Consider the following 18,965-nt stretch of genomic DNA (forward strand, 5'->3'; position numbering starts at 1 on the left):
TAAAGGGGTTGCTCATATGTATTTAAATCCAAAAATTTCTTACATGCAGTTTTGTGTTGGTTTTCTATTTGTTATTACATTCATATTGGCAACTTTTAATATATGCTCTTACGTTGTAGCGATTGTATTTATGGCATTACTCAATCTTACTTTTGTTATTGGGGCATTTCAGCAGAAACAATATACAAGTTTTGTAATAGCACTTGTAATGGCCTTTTCCTTTAGCATTGTAGCAATTGTAATATATATATAATAATAAAATGTTCAATACAAGATAGACTATCTCGATTTCGAGATGGTCTATTTTGTATGTGTAAGCAGTAAAAAAAGGACGAGTGAATCGTCCTTTTTACCAAAACATACTTGCGCCAGTAAGTAATGTTGTTACAAGCATAGAAATTAGCATTATATAAACCATAATTTTTTGAGCTTTTTTATGCATCGTTAAACCTCCTTGCAAATCAGTACAATTTCATTGTAACGAGAAATGAAATTGTGGACAAGGGGAGAGAAATGACAAATTTCGAGAAGTGTGTGTAAAGTAGAACAGGAAATGTGTGTGTGTGTAGAGAATATATTAAAAGATAGAGTACTAGTTTTTTGTTATGCAAGCATGAAGAATGGAGATACGATGATGAAAATATACGAAACAGATCGTTTACATTTAAGAGAAATTGATGAGTCGTATGCGGAAAAAGTTCTTCAATATTACGACAAAAATCGTGAATTTTTAAAAGCGTGGGAAGAGTATAGACCGGAGGGTTTTTTCACGTTAGATTATCAAAAGAAAAAGTTACAAAAGGATAGAAAAGAGTTCGCGGAAGGTAAGATAATCAGGCTTTGGATTTTTAAAAAGGGTGATGATACAAAAATTATTGGATGTATTTCATTTAATCTAATTGTTCGCGGAATTTATCAATCTTGTGTACTTGGCTATAAATTAGATAAGGAAGAATTGAATAAAGGTTACACAACAGAAGCGCTTAGAAAAGCAATTCAAGTTACATTTGAAGAATTTCATTTACATCGTATAGAAGCACCAGTTATGCCACGAAATTTAGCATCTATACAAGTAGTGACGAAGATAGGATTTCAATATGAAGGTGTATCTCGAAAAATGCTAATGGTAAATGGCATCTGGGAAGATCATATGCGCTGGGTATTGTTAAACGAGTAATAGAAGGCAGATGGGTATCTAGATGTGTTAACCATCTGTTTTTTGTCTTGTATTTCGAAACTTTTGCGAAATTCTGTTATAATTAATGTTGTTACATACATAATGGTAGTGCAGGAGGCGCAGTCTTATGATTAATCAAGAACGTTTAGTAAATGAATTTATGGAGTTAGTACAAGTAGATTCTGAAACAAAATTTGAAGCAGAAATTTGCAAAGTGTTAACAGAGAAATTTACTGCTTTAGGTGTAGAAGTATTTGAGGATGACACGATGGGTGTGACTGGTCATGGTGCAGGTAACTTAATTTGTACTTTACCAGCAACAAAAGACGGTGTTGATACAATTTATTTCACTTCTCATATGGATACAGTAGTTCCTGGTAATGGAATTAAGCCTTCTATTAAAGATGGATATATCGTATCAGATGGTACTACAATTTTAGGAGCCGATGACAAAGCTGGATTAGCATCTATGTTTGAAGCGATTCGTGTCTTAAAAGAGAAAAACATTCCTCATGGTAAAATTGAATTTATTATTACAGTTGGAGAAGAATCTGGTCTTATTGGTGCAAAAGCGTTAGACCGTGAGCGTATTACAGCAAAATATGGTTATGCATTAGATAGTGATGGAAAAGTTGGTGAAATTGTAGTTGCAGCGCCAACACAAGCGAAAGTGAATGCGATTATTCGTGGGAAAACAGCTCACGCTGGCGTAGCACCAGAAAAAGGTGTATCTGCAATTACTATCGCAGCAAAAGCAATCGCAAAGATGCCACTTGGTCGTATCGATTCTGAAACAACTGCAAATATTGGACGTTTTGAAGGTGGTACACAAACAAATATCGTTTGCGATCATGTTCAAATCTTTGCAGAAGCTCGCTCTTTAATAAATGAGAAAATGGAAGTGCAAGTTGCAAAAATGAAAGAAGCATTTGAAACAACTGCAAAAGAAATGGGTGGTCATGCAGACGTTGAAGTAAACGTTATGTATCCAGGATTTAAGTTTGCTGCTGGCGATCACGTTGTAGAAGTTGCGAAACGTGCAGCTGAAAACATCGGTCGTACGCCTTCTCTTCACCAAAGTGGTGGCGGAAGTGATGCGAACGTAATCGCAGGACATGGTATCCCAACAGTTAACTTAGCAGTTGGTTATGAAGAAATTCATACAACAAATGAAAAAATTCCTGTTGAAGAATTAGCGAAAACAGCAGAATTAGTTGTAGCTATTATCGAAGAAGTAGCGAAGTAAGTAAAAAAGACGTGTGAACCAATTATGGTTTACACGTCTTTTTTTATTTTGATTCAAGTGCTTTCACAAGGCGGATAAGCCAATATAAGAAGACCCATGGAAGTACATAAGTTGTTGTAAAACGTATGAAATGAGAGAAGATTCCTAAAGCGTAAATGTTAATGTTAAAAAGGGGAAGTAACAAATAATTAATCGCAAGGATTACTATAATAATAATAAATACATAATTGAGTTTATTATGTTGTTTCATAACGATTCATCTCCTTTACAATAATATCCATTTGTTACGTACAGTATAGCAAAAAATAGATAGAGAAAAGCCAATAATTAGTATAACTTTTAAAAAAATTTGATATAATGAAGGAACAAATGTTCTTTGAGGGGTGAGTAGTATGCGAGAAATGTATCCGAAAAATGGACGTGTTATTTTACATGTAGATATGAATTGTTTTTTCGCATCTGTTGAAATTGCTCATGACCCATCATTACAAGGAAAGCCATTAGCGATTGCGGGGAATGAAAAAGAGAGAAAAGGGATTATCATAACATGTAGTTATGAGGCGAGAGAAAATGGAATACGTACGACGATGCCTCTATGGGAAGCAAAGAGATTATGTCCGCAATTAGTTGTGAGGCATCCTAATTTTACATTATATCGAGAAGCTTCATTTCAAATGTTTCAAATTCTTTCCCGTTTTACAGAAAAAATACAACCAGTTTCTATAGATGAAGGGTATTTAGATATTACAGATTGCTATGCGCTCGGTTCGCCTCCTGAAATAGCGAAGATGATTCAACAAGCGTTACTAACAGAGTTACAGCTTCCATGTAGCATTGGAATCGCTCCAAATCTTTTCCTAGCAAAGACTGCTTCAGATATGAAAAAACCTCTTGGTATTACAGTACTTCGAAAACGTGATATCCCAGAAATCATTTGGCCACGATCAGTTGCAGAGATGCATGGAATCGGAGAGAAAACAGCTGAAAAATTAAAAGACATTCATATACATACAATTGAACAGTTAGCAAAAGGAGACGAGCATATCATTCGCGCTAAAATTGGAAAGCATGGTGTTGATTTACAAAAACGTGCAAAAGGTATGGATGACAGGGAAGTTGACCCGAATCAAATGGGACAACATAAAAGCGTTGGAAATTCGATGACTTTCTCAAAGGATATGGACGAAGAAAAAGAATTACTTGATATGTTAGAAAGATTATCGAAATCAGTAAGCAAAAGGCTACAAAAACGAACTCTCGTTAGTTATAACATTCAAATTATGATTAAATACCATGATCGCCGCACAGTAACACGGAGTAAACAATTGAAAAATGCAATATGGGAAGAACGGGTTATTTTTCAAGCGGCATCCCGTTTATGGAAGCAACACTGGGATGGTGATTCTGTTCGTCTGTTAGGTGTTACAGCTACTGAATTAGAGTGGAAGACAGAATCGGTGAAACAGTTAGATTTGTTTTCGTTTGAAGAAGATGCGAAAGAAGAGCCGTTACTTGCTGTTATTAATCAAATTAATGATAAATACGGAACAGCTCTTTTACAGCGAGGTAGTCAACTATTACGTAAGCAAGAAAAGTCGTTTCAGCAAAAATTAGAAAATAAGTTTATGTAGAAAGTTTTAGAGATTTAAACCCTTATTTTTTAGATGGAAGAGAGGATCTAGCCATGCGTAGAAGCGGTCAAATCCTTTTTCAGCCCCATGCCAAGTTGAAAACAAGGAGAACAAACGAGTATGGATATAAATAAAAAGCACTGTTTACAGTGCTTTTTATTATAGATTATGAGATTGTAGGATTTTCAAAAATAACAATCTCTGAGCTATTTGTTGTTGAAACGCGTTGTGCGTAATATGTTAAAGCTGAAGAAATATATGTTGGTAACGTCTCATTTGTATGTGATGTTGTATATTCATGAATTAATTCTTTTAAAGTCGTCCACTCTAGTTTTGCTGGGTGATCAGAAACGAAAGAACTTACCCAGCGATCAAATGAAGATGAAAAATCAGTTTGTAAACGAAATACTTCTTTCATAATAAAACGCTCCCTTTATATGTGATATAGTTATATTACTACAAAAAGCGAACGATTGTTGAGTTTTTTATTTAAACGTTCGTGTTATATAGTTGTCTAGATGATTGTCTATGTAAATTCAATTTGCCATTTGAAATAACATTCCGTAAGATGAAAGATAGATTATATAAAGAGCTGGAGGAAAGAAAGTGGAATTTGTATTTTTAGGAACTGGTGCAGGTGTTCCTTCAAAAGGAAGGAACGTTTCAGCAATCGCCTTACAATTGTTAGAAGAACGAGGGCAAACGTGGCTATTTGACTGTGGTGAAGCGACTCAGCATCAAATTTTACATACATCTGTACGCCCAAGACGCATTGAAAAAATATTTATTACTCATTTACATGGAGATCATATTTTTGGTTTGCCTGGTTTATTAGGGAGCCGTTCTTTTCAAGGAGGAACGACGCCGTTAACAGTGTACGGCCCAAAAGGAATTAAACAATTTATTGAAGTAGCATTATTAGTAAGTACGACACATGTTAAATATCCACTTGAAATCATTGAGATTACGGAAGAAGGTATTGTGTTTGAGGATAATGAATTCTGTGTAGAAACAAAAAGGTTATCACACGGAATCGAATGTTTCGGATATCGAATTGTAGAGAAAGATATACAGGGAGCTCTTTTAGTGGATAAGTTGCTGGGAATGGGTGTGAAACCTGGTCCAGTTTTTAAACGTTTAAAAGATGGTGAAGTAGTTGAATTAGAGAATGGCACAGTGTTAAATGGAAAAGATTTTATCGGCCCGCCTCAAAAAGGAAGGGTTATTACAATTTTAGGCGATACACGATATTGCGAAGCGAGTAGAGAGCTTGCGCAAGATGCTGATGTACTTGTTCATGAAGCGACTTTTGCGGCAGAAGATGAACAGCAAGCACATGACTATTTCCATTCAACAACAGAACAAGCTGCGCGTATTGCATTAAATGCAAATGTAAAGCGATTAATATTGACTCATATTAGTTCTCGTTATCAAGGAGATACATATAAGGAATTGCTGAAAGAAGCAAGAGAGTTATTTTCTAATACAGAAATCGCGATGGATTTGAAATCATTTCCAGTAGAAAAGTGATATTCAAAAAATGGTAACATACGTTTGCCATTTTTTTTTATTTATAATAAATTTTTTTTTACTAAAACTGTTATCATTTTATTTTTATATTGGATGACACAGAAAGTTTTAATGATGTGAAGATATAGGATGGAAATACACAATACCGATTATTTAGAAAAACTGTTATATAAGTCAGACGACATACAAGTGATACAAATAGCGAAAAAGGGTTTTTATTCAGAACTTTTAAAATTCAAAAAAAGTAAGCGTTTTATAAAATACAAGCTATAATGAGGGCAGATTATAATTTATTGTAGGCTACATGCGTTTTAGCCATTTGTCGTAACAAGTGAAGTTGACTAAACCGAGAGAGAGCAACATGGAGATTACAAAAGGATATTACTATTATTTGTACTAAGTCTTTTTTCGCTCTTTAGCTTTGAAGCACCAAAAGGTATGGAAGCAATGGGAGTTTCACTTGTTTATGCTATGCTTGTAAGGGGTTCTGTGTTAAACTTTGGATTGCTACCAGACTTTATTGTGGATTATCTTATATCATTTTTAAATGAAGGTAATGCTAAGTTTCGTATTTATTATTATAACTGGTATTATTTCAAGATACATTGGTTCATTGTTATTCAAAAACTATCCAATTCGTACAGCGGAACAAATTCGTGGTACGACTGGAAAAGCAACCGTTTCGGCAGCTTAATAGAATAGTAGAAAATAATTTTTTCATAGAGGTTTAGGGGGAGTTATGATGAAGTATCGCTCAGTGTTTGATATTATTGGTCCAGTTATGATCGGCCCATCAAGTTCACATACAGCAGGCGCGGCAAGAATGGGGCAAGTTGCTCGTCAGCTGTTTCGTCATGAGCCAGAGAGAGTTAGCATTTCATTATATGGTTCATTTGCAAAAACATACCGTGGTCACGGTACGGATGTAGCGCTAATCGGTGGAATACTAGGATTTGAAACAGATGATTTACGTATTCCAAGTGCGTTAGATATTGCAAAAGAACGCGGGATTGAAGTGGAATTCATTGAAGAAGATGCAAATGCTCCGCATCCAAATACAGCGAAAATTCGTCTGTATAAAGGTGAAGAGGAAATTGAAGTTGTTGCTTGCTCAATTGGTGGCGGTAAAATTGAAGTAGTAGAATTAAACGGATTCGATCTTCAATTAACAGGCACGAGTCCAGCACTACTTATTGTAAATAACGATCGATTTGGTGCTATCGCAGCTGTAGCTTCGATCCTTGCTAAGCATGAGATTAACATTAGTACAATGAGTGTTTCTCGTAAAGAAAAAGGAAGAAGAGCGCTTATGGTCATTGAAACAGATGAATTATTAGCAGATGAAGTAATCGCAGAAATAAATGGGCAACAAAATATTTGTCAAGTAACTATTATGGATTAATTGCAGGGGGGACACACCATGTTTCGGAACGCAGCGGAACTAGTGGCGCAAGCTAAAGAGCAAAATGTAAAAATCGCAGAAATTATGATTCAATGTGAAATGAAAACAAGAAGTATCTCACGTGAAGAAGTAATTGCTGGAATGGAAAAGAACTTAGTCGTGATGGAGCAAGCAGTAGAACGAGGTATTCGTGGTGTAAAATCACCGACTGGTTTAACTGGCGGGGATGCTGTGAAAGTCCAAGCGTATTTAAAGAGTGGAAAAGGCTTATCTGGAGATACAATTTTGGACGCAGTGAGTAGAGCTGTCGCAACAAATGAAGTAAACGCGGCGATGGGAATCATTTGTGCAACACCAACAGCAGGATCTGCTGGAACAGTGCCAGGTGTACTCTTTGCACTGCAAGAAAAATTACAGCCGACACGCGAAGAAATGATTGAATTTTTATTTACAGCAGGAGCTTTCGGTATGGTTGTTGCAAATAATGCTTGTATTTCCGGCGCGGCAGGAGGTTGCCAAGCTGAAGTAGGTTCAGCAAGTGGAATGGCAGCAGCAGCAGCAGTTGAGATGGCTGGTGGAACACAAGATCAAGCAGCTACAGCGATGGCGATTTCATTAAAGAATATGCTTGGTTTAGTATGTGATCCTGTTGCAGGGCTTGTGGAAGTACCTTGTGTAAAACGTAATGCAGCAGGAGCTGCGAATGCCATGATTTCAGCTGATTTATCATTAGCTGGTGTAACTAGTACAATTCCATGTGATGAAGTCATTGAGGCGATGTTTAGAATTGGACAAACGATGCCAGTAGCACTTCGTGAAACAGCAGAAGGTGGACTTGCAGCAACACCAACAGGTCGTCGTCTGCAAGAAGAGATTTTTGGTAAGAGTAATAACTAAAAGCATATCATATGATTAAAGTAAAAAACGGAGCTCAAATAAAGTTGAGCTCCGTTTTTTATTTTTCTTTTGCTATTTTTTCTAATGTTTTTCCAAGATCGTGTGATCGTTTCGTTGCTTGTTTAATACAGGAAATTAATGCTTGTTGAAAATCATGCTCCTGTAACACTTCAATACCTGCTTCAGTTGTTCCCCCAGGAGAAGTAATTTCTTTTCGTAAAATAGAAGGGTGTTTTTCGCTTGCTTTTAGCATTTCAGCAGCACCAATCATCGTCTGAAGAATAAGTGATTTTGCAACATCTTCTTTTAAACCAATTTTTTTTGCTGCCTCTTCCATTGCCTCTACCACGTAATAAATATAAGCTGGTCCACTTCCGGATAATGCAGTGACAGCATGCATATCTTCTTCTTCTACAACAGAGACGAGACCAATCGTTTCAAATAACGATGTAGCAATGCGAATATGTTCCTCCGTTGTGTGTTCTGAAGGTGAGATAGCAGTAGCGGATTTTAAAATGGCCGCAGATGTATTTGGCATTGCACGAATAATCGGAACGTCTTTTTGAAGTAGGTTTCTAATTGAATGAGTAGAAACACCTGCTAATAACGAAATAATAAGCAAGTCATTATTTATGTATTCTTTAAGAGGAATAATCGCTTCTGCGACATCTTTTGGCTTCATCGCTAGAAAAAGAATATTTGCATCAGCAAGTAATTCCTTTTTATTATGTGTGCCTTTGACACCGTATTTTTTATGTAACTCCTGTAATCTTGTCTCGTTAGAACGATTACTTACAGTGACATTTTCTCCCTTAACAACATTTGCGTTTAATAAACCACCAATAATTGCTTCGGCAATAGAGCCTGCACCGAGAAAGGAAATGTTTTGCATAGACATGATGTGCCTCCTTTGAATTTGGTTAGAAATGCTTATAAATGTACATACATTCGTTTTTTTATGGAAAACACCTCTTTTTATCTGAAAATAATGACAAATTTATAGGGAAGTTGTAAACTGAAGAGGTATTCATTTTGAACCGGAAAAAGACAGGGGGGGCTAAGCATGACGGCGATTCATCGAATGGAGATTCCTGTTCCATTTGCAGTTGAGACAGTGAATGTGTTTTTAGTTGAGGGAGAAACATTAACGTTAATTGATACAGGGACAAATACAGAAGAAGCAAAGAAGGCACTAGAAAGTCAATTAGGTGCATTAGGGTATAAGATAGAAGATATTGAAACGGTAGTGATTACGCATCACCATGCGGATCATTGCGGACTTTTAAATACATTTTCTGAAAAAGTAAAGATTATCGGACATCCTTGGAATGAACCGTGGATTACACAGAATGCTGAATTTTTAAAGAGGTATCATGAATTTTTTAAAGAGACAGCCTTGCAGTTCGGCGTTCCAGCAGCATTTCTGACTGGTGAGGCGTTATTGACGACGAAGACACTTAAATATTCTTGTAATAGGTCGTTAACACATACCGTGAGAGAGGGAGATCGTATAGATTCGTTACCTGGATTTACAGTGATTGAAACCCCGGGGCATGCTTCCACTCATATTTCATTATATAGAGAATCTGATGGAATATTAATTGGTGGGGATGCTCTCATTAGTCATATTTCTTCAAATCCAATATTAGAACCACCATATGAAGGGCAAACAGAAAGAGCGCGTCCTTTATTGCAGTACAATCAAACGTTAAAACGTTTAAGTGAAATGAATATTTCACGTATTTTATCAGGGCATGGGGAAGATGTTCTGAATATGAAACAACTTATTGAAACAAGATTACAAAAGCAAGAGACACGTGCGTTTAAAGTGCTTGAACTATTAAAGGAAAAGCCAATGACAGCATTTGAAGTATGTGTAAAACTATTTCCGGTATTATATAAAGAGCAATTGCCACTTACTATCTCAGAAACTGTTGGACAATTAGACTTTTTAGCATATAATCAACAAGTGATGATTGATGAATCTTCACAACAATTGATTTATTATGCAAAGTAGGTGACAGCAATGACGGGACGTTTACAAGAAAAAGTAATCGTCATTACAGGTGCTTCTAGTGGAATTGGAGAGCAAGTTGCAATGCAGGTTGCAGAGCAAGGGGCGACGCCGGTATTAATGGCTCGAACAGAAGAGAAGCTACAAGCATTAGCAGACAAAATTAAAGAAACTTATAATACGCCTTGCTATTACTATGTATTAGATGTAAGTGAAGAAACGAAAGTACAATCTGTTTTTTCAAAGGTATTACAAGAAGTAGGACGTATTGATATATTGGTAAATAATGCTGGGTTTGGTATTTTTAAAACGTTTGAAGATGCGTCAATGGATGAAGTAAAGGATATGTTTCAAGTAAATGTATTTGGATTAGTAGCTTGTACGAAAGCGGTATTACCTAATATGGTAAAAAGGAACGAAGGACAAATTATTAATATTGCTTCATTGGCTGGAAAAATTGCAACTCCGAAGTCGAGTGCTTATGCAGCAACAAAACACGCTGTATTAGGATTTACGAATAGTTTACGTATGGAGTTATCTAACACAAATGTATATGTAACAGCAATTAACCCAGGACCGATAGAAACGAACTTTTTTGAAATAGCCGATCAATCAGGTACATATGTGAAAAATATGGGACGTTACATGTTAAAACCAACATATGTAGCAGAACAAATCGTAAAGGCGATGCAAACGAAAAAACGTGAAGTAAACTTGCCGAAGTGGATGGGAATGGGGCCAAAGCTCTACGCATTATTCCCAGGTTTATTTGAACGCGTTGCAGGCAAATCATTAAGTAAAAAATAGGAGATTTCCATATGGAAATCTCCTATTTTTTATTTTCCAGTCACATAATCGTAAACGATATCCTCAACAGCCTCGTATACATCAATTTCAGTATTTGAATGAATTATTATTTGAATATGTTTAATTAGCATTTCCTGATCCTCTTTTGAAACAGGATTACATTGATATTGCCGAAAACTTTTTATAATCATTTTCTCAATTAATTTTTTATTCATGTTTTTCCCCGCCTGTATGTATACATGTATTGTTTTATTGTACTTGAAGTGAAATGAAAATGCTACTATGCACTATTTTTGCATAAAAATCCACTTGTATATATTGCTTTTGTAGCAAAGTTAATATTTTGAAGTTTTTTAAAATTATAAATATTTAATTGACTTTATAATTATGCAACATTATAATCAAACTTAATTTAAAGAATAGATATGAGGAGGAGCTTATGAAAGTCGCAATTATTGGAGCAACTGGATATGGAGGTATTGAGTTAATTCGGTTATTAGAGCAACATCCATATTTTTCGATAGCATCTCTCCATTCTTTTTCACAAGTTGGTGAATTTATAACAAATGTATACCCGCATTTTCGAAATGTTCTTGTCCATACGTTACAAGAAATTGATGCGGAGAAAATAGAGAAGGAAGCTGAAATTGTATTTTTAGCAACCCCGGCGGGAGTATCGGCAGAGTTAACACCAAAATTATTGGCAGTAGGTTTAAAAGTAATTGACCTATCTGGAGACTTTCGTATGATAGATCCCTCGTCATATGAATTGTGGTATAAAAGGCCAGCTGCACAGGAAGAACTTCTTAGGAAAGCGGTATATGGATTAAGTGAATGGAAAAGGCCTGAGATCCAAAATGCAAATTTAATTGCAAACCCAGGATGTTTTGCTACAGCTGCATTATTAGCGGTAGCGCCGTTAGTACGTAGCGGCATGATTGAAGAAGCTTCGATTATTATTGATGCGAAATCAGGAGTATCTGGAGCGGGCAAAACGCCAACAACAATGACTCACTTTCCTGAGCTATACGATAACTTACACATTTATAAAGTTAATCAGCATCAGCACGTTCCTGAGATTGAGCAAATGCTTGCAGAGTGGAATCGTGAAACGAAGCCAATCACGTTTAGTACACATTTAATACCGATATCACGAGGGATTATGATTACACTTTATGCGAAAGTGAAAGAGGAAATGAAAATAGAGCAACTTCAAAAGTTGTATGAAGAAACGTATGAATACTCAGCTTTCGTTCGAGTTCGCTCGCAAGGAGAATTTCCAAGTCCGAAAGAAGTAAGGGGCTCAAATTATTGTGATATTGGGATAGCTTACGATGAAAGAACAGAAAGAGTTACGGTCGTTTCTGTTATAGACAATATGATGAAAGGTGCGGCAGGGCAAGCAGTTCAAAATGCAAATTTATTAGCGGGACTAGAAGAGACAACGGGTTTACAGCATATGCCGCTTTATCCATAAGGGGGAAATTATGATTAAAGCATCGTCTATTACAAAATTAGCAAATGGTTCAATTGTCACACCAAAAGGCTTTTTGGCAATCGGTACTGCAAATGGTCTGAAAAAGGTGAAAAAGGATATGGGTGCAATCGTTTGTGAGGTGCCAGCATCATGTGCCGCTGTGTATACAACAAATCAAATACAAGCAGCGCCGTTGCAAGTAACGAAGGATAGCATAGCAGCAGAAGGGAAATTACAAGCAATTGTTGTAAATAGCGGCAATGCAAATGCTTGTACGGGGATGAAAGGATTGCAAGATGCTTATGAGATGCGAACATTAGGAGCGGAACACTTTGGAGTAAAAGAAAAGTACGTCGCAGTCGCTTCAACAGGTGTAATTGGAGTACCTTTACCGATGGATATCATTCGAAAGGGAATTGAATCTCTTGTGCCAACAAAGGAAGTAAGTGAAGCTTATTCTTTTTGTGAAGCAATTTTAACGACAGATCTTATAACGAAAGAAACTTGCTATGAGATGATAATTGATGGGGAAGCAGTGATCATTGCTGGGGTCGCAAAAGGCTCAGGGATGATCAAACCGAATATGGCAACGATGCTTAGTTTTATTACAACAGACGCCAATATAGAGCATGAAGTATTGCAAACAGCATTATCACAAATTACGAATCATACGTTTAATCAAATTACGGTGGACGGAGATACGTCTACAAATGATATGGTCATCGCTATGGCAAGTGGATTATCAGAAACGAAAACGATGAATATGGAACATGAAGACTGGGAAACTTTCGTAGTTGCTTTACAAAAGGTATGTGAAGATTTAGCGAAAAAAATTGCACAAGATGGTGAAGGTGCTACGAAGTTAATAGAAGTAAACGTGTTAGGGGCTAGAACAAATGAAGAAGCAAAGAAAATTGCAAAACAAATAGTCGGTTCCAGTCTTGTGAAAACAGCGATATACGGTGAGGACCCAAATTGGGGACGAATTATTAGTAGTATTGGACAGAGTGAAGTAACTATTAACCCAAATACAATTGATATCACTCTTCAATCTATCGCCGTATTAAAAAATAGTGAGCCTCAAATGTTTTCTGAAGAGGAAATGACAAAGAAATTACAAGAACATGAAATAAAAATTAATGTGTGTTTACATTTAGGAGATGAAACGGGATCAGCTTGGGGCTGCGACTTAAGTTATGAATATGTGAAAATAAATGCTTGTTATCGTACATAAGGAGAGAGAAGATGAGTGATTATATTGTAGTTAAATGTGGCGGTAGCATGTTGAATCGATTAAATAGTGTCTTTTTTGATTGTATAAAGAAATTGCAAAATAAGTATAAGGTTGTTATTGTCCATGGCGGTGGCCCAGAAATTGATGCCAAGTTAGAAGACTCTAATATCGAGATAGAAAAGAAAGATGGATTAAGAGTAACGCCGAAAGAGGTTATGGATGTTGTTCAAATGGTGCTATGCGGAAGTACGAATAAAAAATTCGTAATGAATTTACAAAAACATGATTTACTTGCGGTGGGGCTTTCAGGATGTGACGGTAATTTACTTCAAGTTCAACCTGTTGGCGAAGCGATAGGATATGTAGGAGAAGTAAGTTATGTAGAAACAGCCCTATTGAAAGGGGTGATAGATATGAATTATATTCCTGTCATTGCCCCAATTGGGATAAATGGTAATGAGGTTTATAACATAAATGCAGATACCGCTGCAGCTGGAATTGCAGCCGCACTATCCGCAAAAGAACTCATTTTTATAACGGACGTAGATGGAGTATTACACGAAGGAAGATTGGTAAAGAAAACGGATGAATATGAAATTCTTACTTTTATAGAACAAGGTGTCATTACAGGTGGAATGATTCCGAAAGTACAGGCGGCACTTACATCGTTAAAAATGGGAGTGAAAAAGGCTAGTATCGTAAATGGTACAAAGGATTTTACTGAGGTTACAGGAGAGTGTGTTGGAACTACGGTAACGAAAGGAGTGAGTATTCTATGACAAGCCATCTTTTTCAAACGTATGGCAGGAGAACTATTGAGTTTGTAAAGGGGAATGGAACAACAGTCATTGATAAAAATGGTACGCAATACTTAGATTTTACGTCGGGGATTGGCGTATGTAACTTAGGACATTGTCATCCTACTGTTGTAAAGGCAGTAGAAAAGCAACTTGGAAACATATGGCATATATCTAACTTGTTTACGAACTCCTTACAAGAAGAGGTCGCATCGTTATTAACAGAAGATACAGCATTAGATTATGTATTTTTTTGTAATAGCGGGGCGGAGGCAAATGAAGCGGCTTTAAAGCTAGCACGTAAGCATACTGGAAAATCTCTCGTAGTAACATGTGAGCAATCTTTCCACGGGAGAACATTTGGAACGATGAGTGCAACAGGGCAAGATAAAGTGAAAGAAGGGTTCGGTCCATTACTTCCGTCTTTTTTACATACACCATTTAACGATATACAAGCATTAGAGGAAGTAATGAATGAAGAAGTTGCGGCGGTAATGGTAGAAGTTGTTCAAGGAGAAGGAGGAGTAATATTAGCTGATCCATCCTTTTTGAAGGGAATTGAAAAACTATGTAATGAGTACAATGCTCTTTTTATTATAGATGAAATACAAACTGGAATAGGCAGAACAGGAACACTATTCGCTTATGAGCAAATGGGAATAGAGCCTGATATCGTTACCATCGCAAAGGCGCTTGGGAATGGTATTCCAGTTGGAGCGATGATTGGCCGGAAAGAACTAGGTTCTTCTTTTACTGCAGGGTCACACGGTTCAACTTTCGGTGGGAATTATATCGCTATGACTGCAGCGAAAGAAGTATTGCAATGCATTAAGGAACAATCGTTTTTTAAAGAGGTACAGGAAAAGGGCGAGTACGTATTAAAGAAATTGCAAGAAGAATTACGACACGTTGAATGTGTTCAAAATATTCGTGGTAAGGGACTTATGATTGGAATCGAATGTAAGCATGAGGTTGCAAATTTCATAGAACAACTAGAAAAAGCAGGACTTCTCGTATTACAAGCAGGACCTAATGTTATAAGACTATTACCACCACTTATTGTAACGAATGAAGAGCTAGAACAGGCAGTATATATGATAAAAGAAGTGGTTTGTACAAAAAATGCATCAATAATATAAGGGGGAAATTTCATGTCAACTGTACAAGTACCGAAATTAAATACGAAAGATCTTTTAACGTTAGAAGAATTGACGCAAGAAGAAATCATTTCTTTAATTGAGTTCGCTATATATTTAAAAAAGAACAAGCAGGAGCCTTTATTACAAGGGAAAATATTAGGTCTCATTTTTGATAAACATTCAACTCGTACTCGCGTTTCTTTTGAAGCAGGGATGGTACAGCTCGGCGGACATGGAATGTTTTTAAGTGGAAAAGAGATGCAAATTGGCAGAGGAGAAACGGTTTCAGATACTGCGAAAGTACTATCTCATTATATTGATGGAATTATGATACGTACATTCTCGCATGCAGATGTAGAAGAGCTTGCAAAAGAGTCCAGTATCCCAGTTATTAACGGTTTAACTGATGATCATCACCCTTGCCAAGCATTGGCAGATTTAATGACGATATATGAAGAAGTTCATACGTTTAAAGGAATTACATTAGCTTACGTAGGTGATGGAAATAATGTATGTCATTCACTATTGCTAGCAAGTGCAAAAGTCGGAATGAATATGACTGTTGCGACTCCCATAGGGTATGAACCGAATGAAGAAATTGTTAAAAAAGCGTTAGCGATTGCAGATGAAACAGGGGCTGAAATTGAGATTTTGCATAATCCTGAATTAGCGGTAAGTGGAGCGGATTTTATTTATACTGACGTTTGGATGAGTATGGGCCAAGAAGGAGAAGCAGAGAAATATACTTTATTCCAGCCTTTCCAAGTAAATAAAGAGCTTGTTATACATGCAAAGCAAACATATCGTTTCCTGCACTGTTTGCCTGCTCATCGTGAAGAAGAAGTAACTGGAGAGATTATAGATGGGCCACAGTCTATCGTTTTTGAGCAAGCTGGTAATCGACTGCACGCGCAAAAAGCGTTATTGGTGAGTTTGTTTAAAAATATAGAGGAGCCTTCCTAAAAGGGAGGTTTTTTTATGTTGAAATGTCTGATGTATATTTAGTTAATTATCTCTATATCATTTATAATAAAAAGAGAAAACTAATTTTATCCCGCTATTTGCCGGGCAGTAAAACTCCCACCTCAAAATTCGGCTGGAGCAAAGAAGTTAGGTGGGAGATAAACTGCCCGTAAACGCCCGATTGGTGAAGGCTAATAATCAGTGGGGGATGAACAAAACCCCCACTGATTATAGTTTCACTTTATTTTTCATATCATGTAAGGACATACTAGATAAAAAAATATAGTTAAAGAGATGATGAATTTGAAAACAACTCAGAAAACATATTCGTTTTTTCAACGAATGTGGAGAATATTAAAGTTTCAATATTTTAAGTTGCTTCGATCGCCAGAAGGAGCAAAGAAAGTGTCGTTAGGTTTTGCTATTGGATTTGGTTTAGAAATGTTGGTGATTTATACGGCATCGCTCGTATATTTAATATTTTATCCAATTGTCAGGTTAGCAAAGGGATCTTTTCCAGCCGCAGTCATTGGTAATATTATTGGGAAAATATCGTTTCTCCCAGTGTTTTTATTTCCGTTTGCTTATGCGTTAGGGAAAATGATTTATCCATTTCATGTACAGAAAATACATCATGAACCATTTACGATATCAGATTTGTTTTCGAGCCATATTTTTACGATGTTAAAGAGCTTATTACAGAGTGAAGTATATGTATTAATTGGTATGACGATAATAGGAATTGTGTTTGGGGTAATTTCATATTTCGTAGTGCATTATTTATATGAAAAGAATCGTAAGTTACGTTTGAAGAAAAGAAAGAAACAAGTGAGAGAACCACTTGTACAAATATAAAGAATGTCACATTCATTTTCTCCTTTGAATATGTTTAAGAAAAAGGGGGAGAGAATGAATGTATTATTATTACGTACCTCAAGTATATCCGTATACAAATTATTATGCTGTAAATGATATGAGGCAGCAATTCGGAGTGTATCCACAGCAACAAATACAGCAAATACAACAGCCTCAGCAGCAACCTGTTCAAGAACAAAAGCCGTATTTAATGACATGGCCATATTCAAATGTATACTATGGTAATTATTACGAATCATAAAGCTGCTTCTATTTAGAAGCAGCTTTATGCGTTTGTTTTCAAAATTAAATTTTGAATGGTTTTAAGAGAATGAATGAGCTTTTCACGCTCTTCCTCAGATAATGTTTGAAAATTTTCTTTTAGTTTGTCTAAAATGAATTGCTGATACTGATTTACTAGCAATTTCCCTTCAGTTGTTAGGGAAATTAAAATGACCCGTCGATCTTTTTCGCTATAATGACGCTCTATTAGTTCTTCTTGAATAAGTTTGTTTAATAGAGGGGTCATGTTAGGCCGTGAAATCGCTAGCCGCTTGCCAATTTCTGAAACTGCTAATGTACCATTTTCATGCAAAAGCAGTAACACTTGCGTATGCGATGGCGGCATATGTCTTTGAGAAGAAAACTCTCCAGGAAGCATAAATTTGCGATAAAAAAGAGGCACTAGCGAAAGAAGATGATCAACAATACGTTCCCACTCGCGTGATTCCATATAACGGCCCCCTTCCACTATCATTGTAACAAAAAAGACAAGGTATAAAAATAGAATTGTTTCATGGTAGCCTTAATATTTGTAGGATAACACTTGCTTTGTAAATGTATTGGCAATAATCGCATAACCGTTATCATTTGGGTGTACTTGGTCAAATAGTAACTCTTTTTTATCATTCGATATTAATTTGCGAATTGGTAAAACGATCGACGGTTGATGTGCTTTTGAAATAGAATAAATAGAATCATTCCAACCGTCTAAAAACATATCTGCATAACTTGCGATGGAGTCCTCTAGTTGTAAAGGGTTATAGAGTTCAGAGAGAATGAGTAAAGCATTCGGATTTTGATCTCGAACGGTCTTTACAATATTTTTTACATCCGTTTCAAAACGGGCTTTTTCTTTATTTAACATTTTAATACCATCTATAACACCTACATCACGATTTAAGCGGAATAAATTATTTCCTCCAATACTAATAGTAATGATATTTGCTTCCCTAATTTTTTGATGAACTTCTTCTGACTGGACTTTCTTAACGAGACGATCTGTAGTGAGACCATTTACACCGAGGTTTTCTACTGTAATTGGTTTATGAATTTGTCCTTCTAATTGTCTAGAAGCTAATTCGGCAAATCCACCTTGTGTTGATCCATATCCTTTAGCGAGTGAATCACCTAATACGAGGTGATAAAAGGAGTCGTTTGTTTGCTTATCAATCCAACTTGGAGCAGATGTTTTCTCTGTTTTTTCTTCAGGTTCGTTTTGTTTTGTCTCATCGTTCTTTTCAAAATTAGAATAAGAAATGATTAGAAGGAGGAGACAAACAATTGTTAAGATGACTTTTTTCATAAATTCATCCTCCTTGTAATTGGTAATTGTATCATATTCAGCAGTATTAGCAATGTAAGGGCATATTATATGTTTATGAAAAGTTTATAATAATTTTACAGAAAATTTGTTGAAGTTTGTCAAAAAATATTGACGATATGAAAGAACTTTATATATGATAATGTCAGATAAGGTGAAATTCTGCTTAGTGGGAGCTTTATTTTCCGTTAAT

General features: G+C 36.1%; 24 protein-coding genes. 17 read left to right on the forward strand and 7 right to left on the reverse strand.

Annotated elements, in window-relative coordinates; all coding sequences use genetic code 11:
• The first annotated feature begins 16 nt into the window (after positions 1-16).
• On the forward strand, positions 17-253 hold the full coding sequence (locus JTF23_RS06200; protein WP_204208294.1) for a DUF3894 domain-containing protein: 237 nt from the start codon (positions 17-19) through the stop codon (positions 251-253).
• Positions 254-349: 96 nt separating this feature from the next.
• On the opposite strand, the gene prli42 is transcribed toward JTF23_RS06200, so the two are convergent.
• Positions 350-442 carry a stressosome-associated protein Prli42 gene (gene prli42 / locus JTF23_RS06205; protein WP_000549036.1) on the reverse strand — a complete coding sequence of 31 codons (93 nt, stop codon included), beginning with the start codon at positions 440-442 and terminating at the stop codon, positions 350-352.
• A 189-nt stretch (positions 443-631) separates the two neighbouring features.
• On the opposite strand from prli42, the gene JTF23_RS06210 reads away from it, so the two are divergent.
• Entirely contained in the window at positions 632-1,177 is a 546-nt protein-coding gene (locus JTF23_RS06210; protein WP_033711020.1) for a GNAT family N-acetyltransferase, read from the forward strand.
• Between the two features lie 127 nt (positions 1,178-1,304).
• Complete coding sequence (locus tag JTF23_RS06215) at positions 1,305-2,423, forward strand: tripeptidase T (protein WP_002111705.1); 1,119 nt, start codon at positions 1,305-1,307, stop codon at positions 2,421-2,423.
• 43 nt (positions 2,424-2,466) lie between these two features.
• Here JTF23_RS06215 and JTF23_RS06220 read toward each other — a convergent pair whose 3' ends face one another.
• Complete coding sequence (locus JTF23_RS06220; protein ID WP_002111704.1) at positions 2,467-2,673, reverse strand: hypothetical protein; 207 nt, start codon at positions 2,671-2,673, stop codon at positions 2,467-2,469.
• Positions 2,674-2,815: 142 nt separating this feature from the next.
• On the opposite strand from JTF23_RS06220, the gene JTF23_RS06225 reads away from it, so the two are divergent.
• A complete protein-coding gene (locus JTF23_RS06225; protein ID WP_078172847.1) occupies positions 2,816-4,054 on the forward strand; it encodes a DNA polymerase IV in 1,239 nt (412 codons plus the stop codon).
• Positions 4,055-4,220: 166 nt separating this feature from the next.
• Here JTF23_RS06225 and JTF23_RS06230 read toward each other — a convergent pair whose 3' ends face one another.
• The gene (locus JTF23_RS06230) at positions 4,221-4,472 is read right to left on the reverse strand and encodes a DUF3932 family protein (RefSeq protein ID WP_204208295.1); all 252 of its coding nucleotides are present in this window, start codon (positions 4,470-4,472) and stop codon (positions 4,221-4,223) included.
• 188 nt (positions 4,473-4,660) lie between these two features.
• Between JTF23_RS06230 and rnz the strand changes: the two genes are divergently transcribed.
• From rnz to sdaAA, 4 genes are all read left to right on the forward strand, one after another.
• Positions 4,661-5,584 carry a ribonuclease Z gene (gene rnz, locus JTF23_RS06235; RefSeq protein ID WP_204208296.1) on the forward strand — a complete coding sequence of 308 codons (924 nt, stop codon included), beginning with the start codon at positions 4,661-4,663 and terminating at the stop codon, positions 5,582-5,584.
• Between the two features lie 556 nt (positions 5,585-6,140).
• Complete coding sequence (locus JTF23_RS27730; protein ID WP_234813997.1) at positions 6,141-6,278, forward strand: hypothetical protein; 138 nt, start codon at positions 6,141-6,143, stop codon at positions 6,276-6,278.
• Positions 6,279-6,326: 48 nt separating this feature from the next.
• On the forward strand, positions 6,327-6,986 hold the full coding sequence (sdaAB, locus tag JTF23_RS06245; protein WP_002088527.1) for an L-serine ammonia-lyase, iron-sulfur-dependent subunit beta: 660 nt from the start codon (positions 6,327-6,329) through the stop codon (positions 6,984-6,986).
• An 18-nt stretch (positions 6,987-7,004) separates the two neighbouring features.
• Positions 7,005-7,883: an L-serine ammonia-lyase, iron-sulfur-dependent, subunit alpha gene (gene sdaAA, locus JTF23_RS06250; protein WP_204208297.1), complete on the forward strand. Its 879-nt coding sequence runs from the start codon at positions 7,005-7,007 to the stop codon at positions 7,881-7,883.
• Positions 7,884-7,941: 58 nt separating this feature from the next.
• Here the strand turns inward: sdaAA and proI are convergent, their stop codons facing one another.
• Positions 7,942-8,781, reverse strand: coding sequence for a pyrroline-5-carboxylate reductase ProI (proI, locus tag JTF23_RS06255; RefSeq protein WP_199659715.1), 840 nt, complete (start codon positions 8,779-8,781; stop codon positions 7,942-7,944).
• A 165-nt stretch (positions 8,782-8,946) separates the two neighbouring features.
• On the opposite strand from proI, the gene JTF23_RS06260 reads away from it, so the two are divergent.
• Positions 8,947-9,900 (forward strand): MBL fold metallo-hydrolase, encoded by a 954-nt coding sequence (locus JTF23_RS06260; RefSeq protein WP_204208298.1) that lies wholly within the window; start codon positions 8,947-8,949, stop codon positions 9,898-9,900.
• A gap of 9 nt (positions 9,901-9,909) precedes the next feature.
• Complete coding sequence (locus tag JTF23_RS06265) at positions 9,910-10,704, forward strand: SDR family oxidoreductase (RefSeq protein ID WP_204208299.1); 795 nt, start codon at positions 9,910-9,912, stop codon at positions 10,702-10,704.
• A gap of 29 nt (positions 10,705-10,733) precedes the next feature.
• Here JTF23_RS06265 and JTF23_RS06270 read toward each other — a convergent pair whose 3' ends face one another.
• Positions 10,734-10,919 carry a YqzH family protein gene (locus tag JTF23_RS06270; protein ID WP_204208300.1) on the reverse strand — a complete coding sequence of 62 codons (186 nt, stop codon included), beginning with the start codon at positions 10,917-10,919 and terminating at the stop codon, positions 10,734-10,736.
• A gap of 224 nt (positions 10,920-11,143) precedes the next feature.
• On the opposite strand from JTF23_RS06270, the gene argC reads away from it, so the two are divergent.
• The 7 genes from argC to JTF23_RS06305 all read left to right on the forward strand — a co-directional run bounded on the left by argC (position 11,144) and on the right by JTF23_RS06305 (position 17,431).
• Positions 11,144-12,181: an N-acetyl-gamma-glutamyl-phosphate reductase gene (gene argC, locus JTF23_RS06275; RefSeq protein ID WP_002066994.1), complete on the forward strand. Its 1,038-nt coding sequence runs from the start codon at positions 11,144-11,146 to the stop codon at positions 12,179-12,181.
• A 10-nt stretch (positions 12,182-12,191) separates the two neighbouring features.
• Positions 12,192-13,415: a bifunctional glutamate N-acetyltransferase/amino-acid acetyltransferase ArgJ gene (gene argJ, locus JTF23_RS06280; RefSeq protein WP_204208301.1), complete on the forward strand. Its 1,224-nt coding sequence runs from the start codon at positions 12,192-12,194 to the stop codon at positions 13,413-13,415.
• Positions 13,416-13,426: 11 nt separating this feature from the next.
• Positions 13,427-14,194: an acetylglutamate kinase gene (argB, locus tag JTF23_RS06285; protein ID WP_204208302.1), complete on the forward strand. Its 768-nt coding sequence runs from the start codon at positions 13,427-13,429 to the stop codon at positions 14,192-14,194.
• The gene (locus tag JTF23_RS06290) at positions 14,191-15,351 is read left to right on the forward strand and encodes an acetylornithine transaminase (RefSeq protein ID WP_204208303.1); all 1,161 of its coding nucleotides are present in this window, start codon (positions 14,191-14,193) and stop codon (positions 15,349-15,351) included. The genes argB and JTF23_RS06290 overlap by 4 nt, the downstream gene beginning before the upstream one ends.
• A gap of 12 nt (positions 15,352-15,363) precedes the next feature.
• Positions 15,364-16,314 carry an ornithine carbamoyltransferase gene (gene argF, locus JTF23_RS06295; protein WP_204208304.1) on the forward strand — a complete coding sequence of 317 codons (951 nt, stop codon included), beginning with the start codon at positions 15,364-15,366 and terminating at the stop codon, positions 16,312-16,314.
• Positions 16,315-16,617: 303 nt separating this feature from the next.
• Positions 16,618-17,169, forward strand: coding sequence for a DUF2062 domain-containing protein (locus JTF23_RS06300; RefSeq protein ID WP_002111684.1), 552 nt, complete (start codon positions 16,618-16,620; stop codon positions 17,167-17,169).
• 58 nt (positions 17,170-17,227) lie between these two features.
• On the forward strand, positions 17,228-17,431 hold the full coding sequence (locus tag JTF23_RS06305) for a hypothetical protein (RefSeq protein WP_002111683.1): 204 nt from the start codon (positions 17,228-17,230) through the stop codon (positions 17,429-17,431).
• 24 nt (positions 17,432-17,455) lie between these two features.
• On the opposite strand, the gene JTF23_RS06310 is transcribed toward JTF23_RS06305, so the two are convergent.
• Together JTF23_RS06310 and JTF23_RS06315 are read right to left on the reverse strand one after the other, a co-directional pair.
• The gene (locus JTF23_RS06310; protein WP_002111682.1) at positions 17,456-17,902 is read right to left on the reverse strand and encodes a MarR family winged helix-turn-helix transcriptional regulator; all 447 of its coding nucleotides are present in this window, start codon (positions 17,900-17,902) and stop codon (positions 17,456-17,458) included.
• 72 nt (positions 17,903-17,974) lie between these two features.
• Positions 17,975-18,754, reverse strand: a complete 780-nt coding sequence (locus JTF23_RS06315; RefSeq protein ID WP_002111681.1) for a GDSL-type esterase/lipase family protein — start codon at positions 18,752-18,754, stop codon at positions 17,975-17,977.
• Between the last annotated feature and the right edge of the window lie 211 nt (positions 18,755-18,965).

The sequence above is a fragment of the Bacillus sp. RIT 809 genome, from assembly GCF_016892495.1.
Taxonomy (GTDB): Bacteria; Bacillota; Bacilli; order Bacillales; family Bacillaceae_G; genus Bacillus_A; species Bacillus_A cereus_U.